The following is a 12,743-nucleotide window of genomic DNA, read 5'->3' as shown; positions in this document are numbered from 1 at the left end:
TATTATACACTAAGAAAATTGGAAACCTAAAAAAGTCGAATTCCTGTGAAGTGACCCCTAAAAGTTAGACACGGTTAATTCATTAGGCAGCTTGCTCAAAATGAGTTCGGTATTGTACCGGGCTCATTTTGAATTTTGCCTTCAATCGTTTCGTATTATAATAATCCATATATTTTTGAAGTTCTTGTTTAAAAAACTCTACACTTTCGAATTTGTTATAGTAAAGGAATTCTGATTTCATAATCCCAAAGAAATTCTCCATCACTGAATTATCGTAACAATTTCCCTTACGAGACATACTTTGTTTAATGCCTCTTTCTTGGAGGGCATGACGGTATTCTTTCATTTGATAATGCCAACCTTGATCGGAATGCATCAATAGTTCGTGTTCTTCTGGCAAGCGCTCAAGGGCTTTCTCCAACATCTCTGAAACAAGTGAATAGGTAGGTCTAGAGCCAATTGTATATGTAATAATTTCTCCGTTAAATAAATCTAATACAGGCGATAAATAAAGCTTTTCACCAAATAATTTAAACTCTGTAATATCCGTTACCCACTTCTTATTAGGGGCATCAGTTGTAAATTGACGGTCTAAATGATTTGGCGCAATTTTCCCTATAGTACCTTTATAAGATTTATATTTTTTTATCCGTACTAAACATTTTAAGCTGAGTTCTTTCATGATACGTTGAATCTTTTTGTGATTCACTTTTTGCCCACGATTCGTTAACTCATCACGTATACGGCGGTAACCGTAACGACCTTCATGTTCCTCATAAATAGCCTTTATTTCCGTTTTCAAGTCACTATCAGGATCTGGTCGATTCATTTTCTTCACTAAATCATAATAGGTGCTACGTGGAATATCAGCCAGCTTCACTAACTTCTTCACCGGGTATTTATGCCTTAACTCAAAGACTACTAACGCTTTGTCTTTTTTGGTGATTTTTCCTTGTTTTGAACTAAGGCATTCAACTTTTTTAAAAACTCATTTTCCATTTCTAGTTGTTTAATACGTGCTTCAAGTGCCTTTACTGGCTCTTCAACTGGTGCTTGTTTTTGTGGTTTAGTAGATTTATTTTTCATGGATGGACGCCCCTTTTGACTCGGTTCAAGGGCTTCTATACCACCGACTTCCATCTTTTTCTGCCAATCATACACCATTGTATAACTAGAGATTTTAAAGAGAGCTGCGGTATCCATTAATGACGCACCAGATTGAACCATATAGTTTAGTACGTCTAGTTTAAAGCTAACTGAACAGTTTGTATAGGTGTTTTTTAAACCTTCTTCACCATGTAATTCATATAACTTCAACCAATATTGGAACTGTGCTTTAGGAATATCCATTTGTTTTGCATATTCACTTTGAGAAAATACTTTTGGATTATAACCTTGAATAATATTAAATTTAATATCGCTTGTATATTTAGTCATAAAAAAACTACACCTCCAATTGTTAGACAGTGTCTAACAATTGGGGTGCAGTTCACTGTACATTAAGGAACCGACTTTTTAATTTAACTAGACATCATAAATGATCAAACTTCATTTACACCCAGATTTACATAGAATATATGTGAATGATGTGAATATAATTCTAATCTCCTGACGCTACCCCATGCCCATCTGTGGAGATGCAGCTTCTAACAAGAACTGATAGTTGTCCTCACTCTTCTTCATATCAATAATCTTAAAGTGTTTTAGATTAGGCATATTGTTTATCATTTCTTATTTCCTTCGTTATTTCTGGTAAAAACTATTTATTCATGAGAGTAACGTTGTAAGAGTTTCTCCTTATGAGAATTAAACACTTCTTCTAAAGAAATGTTATATTTATTTGCGATTACAATTACATTGCCTAATACATCTCCAAGCTCTTCTACCAAAGCCTTTCTATTGTTCATAAATGAATCTGTTACTTCGTCTGGTCTATCCCTTCCAATTTCAAGAGCTCTTATGGCTCGTGCAACTTCGCCGGTTTCCTCCGCTAAAAAACCAATACGAATGAAAATGTCTAATTCAGACCAGCCTCTATTTTCATAATAATCATTTACCCATTTTTGAAATTCAGTTACATCCATTACTTACCACTCCTTAAATTTCATTACCATAAAGTTTAACAAACTATCAAGACTTTTGTATAATATAATCACTGAATTCGCTAGGGGGACGGTCATAATGAAAAGCATAGCTGTATTTTGTGGTTCCAGTGTTGGAGCATCTAATGTGTATATAGAAAATGCCAAAAGGTTTGGTAAAGAACTAGCCAAACGTGATATTACACTTGTTTATGGTGGCGCAAGTGTTGGTGTTATGGGAGCAGTTGCGGATGCTGTCTTAGATGAAGGTGGACAAGTCATTGGAATTATGCCTACTTTTTTAGAGCAGAGAGAAATATCGCATAAAAGATTATCCCAGCTGATAGTTGTCGATTCTATGCATGAGAGAAAGGCTAAAATGGCAGAGCTTGCAGATGGATTTGTTGCTTTACCAGGTGGCCCAGGAACATTAGAAGAATTCTTTGAAATTTTTACATGGGCTCAATTAGGACTTCATCAAAAACCATGTGGTCTTTTAAATATTAATCATTACTTTGATCCTCTTGTTGAACTATTTAACCATATGACAAAGGAACAATTTTTACACGAAAAGTACCGTTCTATGGCACTTGTAGATATTGAACCAAGTCAATTACTTGAAAAGTTTGCGTCTCATGAACCACCAACCATAAAAACTTATATTAATGAAAAACAGATTTAAAAGTCAAACAACAGACCAAGCTACTAACATGTGGTCTGTTGTTGGCTTTTTAAAATTCTTAAATTATACCTTCACTCGGGAATTCCAGAACACATAATTTTCTATTCTGTTAAAATAAATTAATTTAAGAATTTTCCAAACGATAATTCAAAGTACCCATAATTTCTCTTTCAAGATGTTGAGTTTTTAATACGGTAAAAAAAATATATAAATACCCAAAATCAAGAGTAATGCACCCAAGGGATTAATGTTCGTGTTTAGGTTAAATTATGAGTTTTGTATAGATATTAACATACAAAAAACACCTAAAACACGAACGTTAATAAATAATATCACTAATTTGTATTGACAATCTCTTTTAATTTGCTATGATAGAGAAAACTTGAATAAAAGTAAGATAACAGGAAAGTAAAGTGTCAAAATTTTCTTAATTCCATTCTATTTATTAAAGTGCAGACATGCTATAATGGAGGTTAAGTGGACATAAGTGAAGTATTTCACTTAATAAAGTAGGTCGAGATTTTTTACATGAAATATAAATTCTGGAGGGGACAACTGTGACATTTAAAGTACTAATTAGTGATCCATTAAGTGAAGATGGAATTAAACCATTACGTGAAGCAGACAACGTGCAAGTAGACATTGATACTGGCTTATCTCCTGATGAACTGATCGAGAAGATTGGAGAGTATGATGCATTATTAGTTAGAAGTCAGACGAAAGTAACGAGAGATATTATTAGTAAAGCATCTAATCTGAAAATAATTGGTCGTGCAGGTGTCGGGGTAGACAATATTGACTTAAGTGCAGCAACAGAATACGGCATTATCGTTGTAAATGCCCCAGATGGTAACACTAATTCGGCTGCAGAGCACACGGTTGCGATGCTGATGTCGTTGGCCAGAAAGATCCCGCAAGCATTTGTAGCATTGAAGAATGGTAAATGGGATCGCAAAACCCATGTTGGGGTAGAATTAAAAGGTAAGACATTAGGTGTTATTGGTATGGGTCGTATTGGTGCAGAAGTAGCCGCTCGTGCGAAGGGGCAGCGAATGAATGTAATTGCCTATGATCCGTTTTTAACGAAAGAAAGAGCTGATAAACTAGGTGTTGATTTTGGTTCAGTCGAGGATGTTATTAAGGTAGCGGACTTTATCACGGTTCATACACCACTAGTGAAGGAAACCAAGCATTTAATTAATAAAGACGCTTTCGAAAAAATGAAAGACGGAGTACGGATAATTAACTGTGCTCGCGGTGGTATCATCGATGAGGACGCACTTTATCATGCTATCAAATCAGGAAAAGTAGCAGGTGCCGCATTAGACGTGTTTGAAGAGGAACCTGCAACTGATCATCGTTTATTAGAACTACCTGAAGTGATTGCAACCCCACACTTAGGGGCAAGTACAGTAGAAGCGCAAGAAAATGTAGCAATTGATGTCAGTCATGATGTTGTTCGTTATTTAACCGAAGGAGTAGCAAAAAATCCAGTTAACTTACCTTCTGTACCGAAAGAGTTGATGAATAAGATCGAACCATATTTCTACTTATCTGAAAAACTAGGTACATTTTTAACCTATCTTATCCCTGGTGTTATTGAAGAGATTAATATTTATTATTCTGGGGAATTAACGGAGTTGGAAGTAGCACCATTAACAAGAAATACAATTAAAGGTTTATTAAAACGCCACCTAGGTGACCATGTCAATGATGTGAATGCCTCTTACTTAGCTGAAAAAAGAGGTATTCAAGTTAATGAAAATAAGTCCTCCACGACAAAAGGCTTTACCAACCTATTAAAAGTAGAAGTGAAAACAAAAGAAGTGACACGTTCTATAGCAGGTACATTACTCAATGGTTTAGGACCTCGTATTGTTCAAGTGGATGCCTATAGTGTAGATCTGGTACCAGAAGGTGATCTTGTGGTTATTAAGCATAATGACCGCCCTGGTGTTATCGGTAAGGTAGGTAGTTTGCTTGCTGAAAGAGGCATTAACATTGCGACGATGCAAGTAGGTCGTTCAGATGTTGGTGGAGAAGCGATAATGATTCTAACGATAGATAAATATTTAGAAGAGGAAGAAATTGAACTTCTAAAACAAATGGAAGAAATTGAAAAATTAACAGCAATGGAATTATAACAAATGATGAGGCTGAGACAAACGAAATAGGGAGAAGGAGGATCCAAATATCTGATTCAGCGTAGGCAAAATACCGAGACTCCTATGGGAACAGCACTAGCTGAAGCCGTGCCCAGGGAAAGCAAAGTATTTTGCCGAAGCGACTAGGCCATATGGTATTTAACGTTCGGATTTTCCTTCTTCCCAACTCTTTTGTCCCACCTCTATTTTTTTACGGTTAATTAGAGTAATGTAAATAGCTCTTCCAGATGTTTGATTTCATACGTAGGCTTGACATCTTGAGTTGTTTTGTTTTCACGATTGATCCAGACACTCTTAATTCCGGTTCGATTTGCCCCAAGAATATCAGTCATAAGATTGTCACCAACCATGAGAGCTTCTTCATTTGTGACACCGGCCGTTGCTAATACATGCTCAAAAATACTTGGATCTGGTTTTCCTTTACCAAAGTCTCCGGAGATAATAATATGGTCAAAATAATCTTTTAGTTCCGGAGTAATGGTTAGCTTCGTATTTTGCAGGTCAGGAGAGCCATTCGTCAGCATGATTAGTTGATAGTCATCCTGTAATTTTTCTAAAACAGAAAATGTCTCTTTATAGATAAAAGGATTTTTTTTGCGATTTTCGGGAAACTTTTCTGCCAAATAAGCACCAAATTCCTGATCGTCGATTCCTAGCTGTTTTAAGCCGTTTGTCCAGGAATCCTTACGGTAGTTAGGCACAATCTCTGCCATTTTTTTGAAATATGTATGGTCATCGAGAAAATTCCCCCACAGTCCTTCAAATGGGTTAATACCAATCATTTGGGTGAATTCATATGTTTCATATCCTTGATAGAGTTTTCGCGCTTGTTCACGGACAGCCTCTTCCAGCTTTTCTGGATCTACTCCATATTTTTCTTTCGCTAATTGACAGGTTTCTTCAAAAGCGGTTTTGACACTTTTCTTATCCCATAAAAGTGTATCATCAAGGTCAAAAATTATCGTCTTAATCATTTACTGCTCCTCCTCTACACATTCTTCCTATATTATACGGGAAATAAGTGATCAACGCATAGCCTTTTGTAGATATTGCATAAACTAGCAGTAAGTGAAATCAACGGAAGAGAAAATGAGGATAGGATCACTGGAATAATAAACGGAGGCTGAAGTCCACCCCCATGAAAAGCACAGTATTCTGCCGAAGTCGTAGAAGAGCCACTTTTTTTAATGATGCAATAACTAGTATGGATGAAAGACCTTCACCAATCATCAAAAAAGTTGGTACTTTACGTTATAATGAATTTAATTTGTCGCGGAATGGTTGTTCATATATAATGAATATAGTAAATGTGGCCGATAACAAAGCACAGCGCTTTCCTGCTGTGCTTTTTCAGTCAAATAGAAGTAGTAAAGGTGGTTTCTCAATGGATAAGCAGCCTGTAAAAAAAGATTTTTATATATATGTGGGGATCTTTATCCTGCTGTTGTTATTAACGATACTCATTCCATTTCTCCAAGTAGTTACACTGGTTTTGCTACCAATACCAGTTATCTTATTAATGAAAGATTATTCCATAAAATGGATGATGATAGCCATGCTTATTTTGTTATCTTTTGCTCTTTTTGTTGCCCCTGTATTTTCAATTCCACTGACATTGCTAGCGTTAATTAGTGGAGGAATGATCGGTTGGTCAATAAAGCAAGAGCAGCATCCTTATGAAACCTGGGCCAAAGGGACGGCTGGTTATGTTTTAGGACTGGTACTCATTTATGCTTATATTGAAACAGTACTGCAGTTTTCGGTTATGGATGCTTTTGAACAGGCAATAGAAGATTCCGTCCAAAGGACAGAGCAGTTGTTCCAAGCGGTAGGGATGGGGCAACAGGATTTTGATCTCATCCATCAAGAAATGATGAATATGCTACAGTTAATGCCAGTCATGTTAGTAGTTGTTTCCATGGTGATGGCAATATTCACACAATGGATATGCTATAAAGTAATAAATAAAATGCGACAGGAAAAGCTGTATTTTCCGCCATTCCGCAGCTTTCATTTACCTAAAATTATTCTCTGGATTTATTTCATCGTACTACTTGCTTCCTTCTTTGTTGCAGGAGATTACACTACTATGGGTGGGGTGATCGTATCCAATGTGTACCAATTAGCAGGCATATTAATGGCTCTACAAGGATTATCCTTCATTTTCTTTTATACTCATGAAAAGAAACAATCACTTGCATTACCAGTTATTAGTATTCTTTTACTCGTATTTTTTCCCTTCATGGGTCTTTATTTGCTCAGAATCTTAGGTATAATTGATTTAGGGTTTGAATTAAGAAAAAGAATGGCAAAGTAAAGGGTACTTTAGTTAGGAGCTGACAGCAATGCCAAAAAATAAAGATAAGCCAGTTGCAATAGGGAGGCATATAATCGGGATATATCTTTTGTCCTTTGTGTTATTAGTTTTTCTATTTTATTACCATTGGATAATAGGTATCGCGATGACTGTTCTGTTTTCTGTTTCATTGTATTACAGCATTCAGCGCGAAAGGCAACTGGTGGACCAAACAGAGGCATATATATCTACACTGTCTTATCGTGTCAAAAAAGTTGGCGAAGAAGCCCTGTTAGAGATGCCGATTGGAATTATCTTATATGGAGAAGACGATCAGATAGAATGGGCAAATCCTTATATGGGTCAGTTCTCAGAAACTGACTCGATAATTGGAGAACAACTTGACGTCTTATCTGAAGATATTACTTCCTATTTGAAAGATGACAAAGAATCATTTTGGATGTCGATTGGATCATATGATTTTCAAATATATCATAAAAAAGAAGAACGATTACTATATTTGTTTGATCGAACGAAACAAACGGAGCTTCACACGCTGTACCAGAATGAGAAAACAGTGCTCGGTATTATCTTTTTAGATAACTATGAGGAAATCACGCAAAATATGGATGATACAGCGAAAAGCCAAATCAATTCACAGGTTACCTCTATTTTAAACAATTGGTCGAATGAGCATGGTATTTATTTGAAACGAACATCACAGGAGCGCTTTATGGCGGTGCTGAATCAACAAATTCTGTCAGACTTAGAAAAATCAAAATTTGAGATTTTGGATGAGGTTCGTGAATTAATTACTGATAAAAATGTACCCTTAACCTTAAGTATCGGAATAGGCTTGGGAAGCGAAAACTTGCCAGATTTGGGAGAGCTGACCCAATCAAGCCTTGACTTAGCATTAGGTAGAGGTGGAGATCAGGTTGTTATTAAAGATGATGAATCAGGCAAAGTACGTTTTTATGGTGGTAAAACAAACCCAATGGAAAAAAGGACTAGAGTTAGGGCAAGGGTAATTTCACACGCCTTAAAGGAATTAGTCAAAGAGAGTGACCAGATTTTAGTGATGGGGCATAAATCTCCGGATATGGATTCGATTGGTTCGTCAATCGGTGTGTTAAAAATAGCACAAGCAAACAATGTAGAAGGATTTATTGTATTAGATGAAGATGATATAAATACAGGAGTTCAGCGATTAGTAGATGAAATGAAAGACGATCAGGAATTGTGGTCACATTTCATTGACCCTGGATCAGCCTTAGATATTGTGACAAAAGATACACTGTTAGTCATCGTTGACACACATAAACCTTCATTGGTGCAAGAGCCTAAATTAATTAATAAAACAGAGCATGTCGTGATTTTGGACCACCATCGACGAGGTGAGGAGTTTGTGGATAATCCGACCCTTGTTTACATGGAGCCATATGCTTCCTCAACTGCAGAGCTCGTAACAGAATTGCTGGAATATCAGCCTAGTAACCTTTCGTTATCCATGTTAGAATCGACAGCATTATTATCTGGTATCATTGTCGATACCAATAGTTTCACATTACGTACGGGTTCTAGGACGTTTGATGCTGCTTCCTATTTACGGTCCAAAGGTGCAGATACGATATTAGTACAGAAGTTTATGAAAGAGGATTTAGATATTTATGTAAAACGAAGCAGGTTAATTGAAAATACCAATATTTATCGTGGTAATATTGCTATATCAGTAGGAAATTCACGAGAAAGATATGGCCCTGTCATTATTGCACAAGCAGCCGATACATTGTTGATGATGACCGGAATCGAAGCATCATTTGTCATTTCTGAGCGGGAGGATGGCCGTATCGGCATTAGTGCAAGATCGCTCGGAGATGTCAATGTTCAAGTGATAATGGAAAGAATGAATGGTGGCGGGCATTTGACCAATGCAGCGACACAATTAGATGATATGGCTGTTATTGATGCCTATGAATGGTTGAAAGAAATTATCGATGAGTATTTTGAAGGAGGAGAAACAGAATGAAAGTGATTTTTACTCAAGATGTAAAAGGAAAAGGAAAAAAAGGGGAAGTAAAAAACGTTTCAGATGGATATGCACGTAATTACTTGCTTAAAAATAACTTAGCTATTGAAGCAAATCAGGCAAATATGAAAGCACTCGATGCTAAGAAAAAGAAAGAAAAGAAACTAGAACAGCAGGAAGTAGAAGAAGCGAAACAATTAAAAGAAAAGCTAGCAAATATAGAAGTGACATTAACGGCTAAATCTGGAGATGGCGGACGCTTATTCGGTTCCATCACAAGTAAGCAAATTGCTGAAGTGCTAAAGAAGGATTACCAAATAAAAATGGACAAGCGTAAAATTGAATTAGATCAGCCAATTCGTTCGTTAGGCTATACAAATGTACCGGTAAAAATTCATCCGGAAGTAACAGGTACTATCAGAGTCCATGTTGTGGAGGCATAAATAATGGGGAAGTTGATGCCACTTCCCTTTTTCTAATGAGAGAAAAGAGATAAGGTTTGTAAGTGAGAGGGGGTAGAGATATGACAGACACCATTCAAGGACGGACACCACCACATAATATAGAAGCAGAACAGGCGATACTAGGTGCGATTTTTTTGGAGCCGAATGCTATCTCCAGCGCGACGGAAATATTAATGCCAGAAGATTTTTATCGAGCAAGCCATCAAATTATTTATCGTGTCATGTTAGAATTGTCCGATAAAGGGGAACCGATAGATATTGTGACAGCTACAACTGCTTTGGCAAATAGGCAACAGTTGGATGATGTAGGAGGAGTCTCTTATTTAAGTGATTTAGCAAATGCTGTACCTACTGCTGCTAATATCGTTTATTATTGCAAAATTGTCGAAGAGAAGTCGATTCTACGAAGACTAATTCGAACCGCAACAGATATTGTGACAGATAGTTATTCGAAGGAAGATGAAGTAGAAGAAGTATTAAATGAGTCTGAAAAACGAATATTAGAAGTATCTAATCGAAAGAATGCTTCTTCTTTTAAAAATATAAAAGATGTATTAATACAAGTCTATGATAATATCGATCAATTGCATAAAAATAAAGGGGAAGTTACCGGAATTCCTACTGGGTTTCGTGATTTAGATCGAATAACATCAGGTTTTCAACGTAATGACCTTATCATTGTTGCAGCAAGACCGTCCGTGGGGAAAACAGCTTTTGCTTTAAATATTGCCCAAAACGTCGCGATTAAAACAAATGAAAATGTCGCTATTTTCAGTTTGGAGATGGGGGCTGATCAGCTTGTCAATCGTATGATCTGTGCGGAAGGGAATATTGATGCCCAGCGATTACGAACAGGTTCACTGGAAGAAGAGGACTGGGGGAGATTATCGATGGCAATGGGGAGCTTATCCAATGCAGGTATTTTTATCGATGATACACCAGGAATTAGAGTAAGTGAAATTCGTTCCAAGTGCCGTCGCTTAAAACAGGAGCACGGTCTAGGGATGATTCTGATCGATTATTTGCAATTAATTCAAGGGAGTGCAGGTTCCCAAGAAAACCGCCAACAAGAGGTTTCAGAAATCTCGAGGTCATTAAAGGGATTAGCAAGAGAATTAAATGTGCCATTAATCGCATTATCACAGCTATCTCGTGGAGTAGAATCCCGTCAGGATAAACGACCGATGATGTCTGACTTACGTGAGTCAGGAAGTATTGAGCAGGATGCTGATATTGTTGGATTCTTATATCGTGATGACTACTATGATAAGGAATCTGAAAAGCAAAATATTATCGAAATTATTTTAGCGAAACAACGTAATGGTCCAGTTGGAACAGTCGAACTAGCCTTTGTAAAAGAATATAATAAATTCGTAGACTTGGACCATCGCTACCAGGATAGTGATATACCACCAGGATAAGGATCTAGCGTCCTTATCCTTTTTTTCTTTATCACGGGTTCGTTGTAAGGCCCCACTCCAAGCTGAAGGGTAGATATGTTGAGGGATAACAAATGTTCATTACATAGAAACCAGCGGAACTATATAAAAACGAAGAAGGCTTGGTATAGTCTGAATAGTTGATGTTCATAATAGAGCATAGATTGATAAAGTAGATTTTCACGAACGATAATTATAAAATGATCAAAAATGTTCGTAATTAAATTGACATTGCTCGGTAAGATTGGTAGAATTAGTTCGGAATGAATAAATTGATAAGGCGGAGGTGCCGTTTATGTCTTCAGTAGTCGTTGTTGGAACACAATGGGGAGACGAAGGAAAAGGCAAAATTACAGACTTTCTTTCACAAAACGCAGAGGTAGTAGCACGTTACCAAGGTGGAAATAATGCAGGTCATACCATAAAATTTGATGGTATCACATATAAACTACACTTAATCCCTTCAGGCATATTCTTTGATGACAAAATTTGTGTATTAGGCAATGGGATGGTTATCGATCCAAAAGCCATGGTAGAGGAATTAAAATATTTACATGATAAAAATGTCAGCACCAACAATTTACGAATAAGTAATCGAGCACATGTTATTTTACCCTATCATGTAAAACTAGATATGTTACAAGAAGAAGATAAAGGCGTCAACAAAATCGGTACGACAGGTAAAGGAATTGGACCAGCTTATATGGATAAAGCTGCTCGCGTCGGCATTCGTATCGCCGATTTATTAGACAAAGAAGCTTTCCGCGAGAAATTAGAAAGTAACTTAAAAGAGAAAAACCGTCTTTTTGAGAAAGTGTATGAGACAGATCGTATAGAAGTAGAAGATATATTAGAGGAATACTATGAGTACGGACAGCAATTGAAAAAATACGTTGCAGATACATCGGTTGTATTAAATGATGCATTAGATGATGGACGTCGTGTTCTTTTTGAAGGGGCACAAGGAGTAATGCTTGATATTGATCAAGGTACGTATCCATTTGTGACATCATCCAACCCGATTGCAGGTGGTGTAACGATTGGTTCTGGTGTAGGACCTTCTAAAATTGATCATGTCGTAGGAGTATCAAAAGCCTATACTACACGTGTTGGTGACGGACCGTTCCCGACGGAATTACATGATGAAATCGGAGATCAAATCCGTGAGGTAGGGAATGAATATGGTACAACAACAGGTCGACCTCGACGTGTTGGATGGTTTGACAGTGTGGTCGTACGCCATGCTCGTCGAGTTAGTGGGATTACTGATTTATCCTTGAATTCGATTGATGTATTAACAGGGATTGACACATTAAAGATCTGTACAGCTTACAAGTATAAAGGGGAAGTAATGGAAGAATTCCCTGCCAGTTTAAAAGTACTTGCAGAGTGTGAACCAGTTTACGAAGAATTGCCAGGATGGAAAGAAGATATCACTGGTGTGAAGAGCTTGCATGAATTACCAGAAAATGCGCGTCACTATTTAGAGCGTATTTCTCAGCTTACAGGCATTCCGTTATCGATATTTTCCGTTGGACCAGATCGTTCACAAACGAATGTGGTAAGAAGTGTTTATAGTAATTAATA

10 protein-coding genes are annotated in these 12,743 nt (G+C 36.9%); 7 read left to right on the top strand and 3 right to left on the bottom strand.

Going from position 1 to position 12,743, the window contains the following annotated elements; translation table 11 throughout:
• Positions 1–82: 82 nt before the first annotated feature.
• A protein-coding gene (locus ACTNEP_RS16300) for an IS3 family transposase (protein ID WP_441163051.1) occupies positions 83–1,437 on the bottom strand; the annotation gives its coding sequence in 2 pieces (ribosomal slippage) (positions 83–984 and positions 984–1,437; 1,356 coding nt in all).
• 326 nt (positions 1,438–1,763) lie between these two features.
• Positions 1,764–2,084 carry a MazG nucleotide pyrophosphohydrolase domain-containing protein gene (locus tag ACTNEP_RS16295; protein WP_441163050.1) on the bottom strand — a complete coding sequence of 107 codons (321 nt, stop codon included), beginning with the start codon at positions 2,082–2,084 and terminating at the stop codon, positions 1,764–1,766.
• A 97-nt stretch (positions 2,085–2,181) separates the two neighbouring features.
• Between ACTNEP_RS16295 and ACTNEP_RS16290 the strand changes: the two genes are divergently transcribed.
• Together ACTNEP_RS16290 and serA are read left to right on the top strand one after the other, a co-directional pair.
• Positions 2,182–2,763, top strand: a complete 582-nt coding sequence (locus tag ACTNEP_RS16290; RefSeq protein WP_441163049.1) for a TIGR00730 family Rossman fold protein — start codon at positions 2,182–2,184, stop codon at positions 2,761–2,763.
• Between the two features lie 557 nt (positions 2,764–3,320).
• Entirely contained in the window at positions 3,321–4,907 is a 1,587-nt protein-coding gene (gene serA, locus ACTNEP_RS16285) for a phosphoglycerate dehydrogenase (RefSeq protein WP_441163048.1), read from the top strand.
• Between the two features lie 221 nt (positions 4,908–5,128).
• Here the strand turns inward: serA and ACTNEP_RS16280 are convergent, their stop codons facing one another.
• A complete protein-coding gene (locus ACTNEP_RS16280; RefSeq protein WP_441163047.1) occupies positions 5,129–5,902 on the bottom strand; it encodes an HAD family hydrolase in 774 nt (257 codons plus the stop codon).
• Positions 5,903–6,312: 410 nt separating this feature from the next.
• Between ACTNEP_RS16280 and ACTNEP_RS16275 the strand changes: the two genes are divergently transcribed.
• The 5 genes from ACTNEP_RS16275 (at position 6,313) to ACTNEP_RS16255 (ending at position 12,741) form a co-directional block, all read left to right on the top strand.
• The gene (locus ACTNEP_RS16275) at positions 6,313–7,245 is read left to right on the top strand and encodes a YybS family protein (RefSeq protein ID WP_441163046.1); all 933 of its coding nucleotides are present in this window, start codon (positions 6,313–6,315) and stop codon (positions 7,243–7,245) included.
• A gap of 28 nt (positions 7,246–7,273) precedes the next feature.
• On the top strand, positions 7,274–9,253 hold the full coding sequence (locus ACTNEP_RS16270) for a DHH family phosphoesterase (RefSeq protein WP_441163045.1): 1,980 nt from the start codon (positions 7,274–7,276) through the stop codon (positions 9,251–9,253).
• Positions 9,250–9,696 carry a 50S ribosomal protein L9 gene (gene rplI / locus ACTNEP_RS16265; protein WP_441163044.1) on the top strand — a complete coding sequence of 149 codons (447 nt, stop codon included), beginning with the start codon at positions 9,250–9,252 and terminating at the stop codon, positions 9,694–9,696. The genes ACTNEP_RS16270 and rplI overlap by 4 nt, the downstream gene beginning before the upstream one ends.
• Positions 9,697–9,776: 80 nt before the next feature.
• A complete protein-coding gene (gene dnaB, locus ACTNEP_RS16260) occupies positions 9,777–11,138 on the top strand; it encodes a replicative DNA helicase (protein WP_441163043.1) in 1,362 nt (453 codons plus the stop codon).
• Between the two features lie 313 nt (positions 11,139–11,451).
• Positions 11,452–12,741, top strand: a complete 1,290-nt coding sequence (locus ACTNEP_RS16255; RefSeq protein WP_441163042.1) for an adenylosuccinate synthase — start codon at positions 11,452–11,454, stop codon at positions 12,739–12,741.
• Positions 12,742–12,743: the final 2 nt, after the last annotated feature.

This window comes from Gracilibacillus sp. HCP3S3_G5_2 (assembly GCF_052063305.1).
Classification (GTDB): Bacteria; Bacillota; Bacilli; order Bacillales; family Amphibacillaceae; genus Gracilibacillus.
Note: the sequence above shows the minus strand (reverse complement) of the source record. Positions and strands in the feature narration are given on the sequence as shown.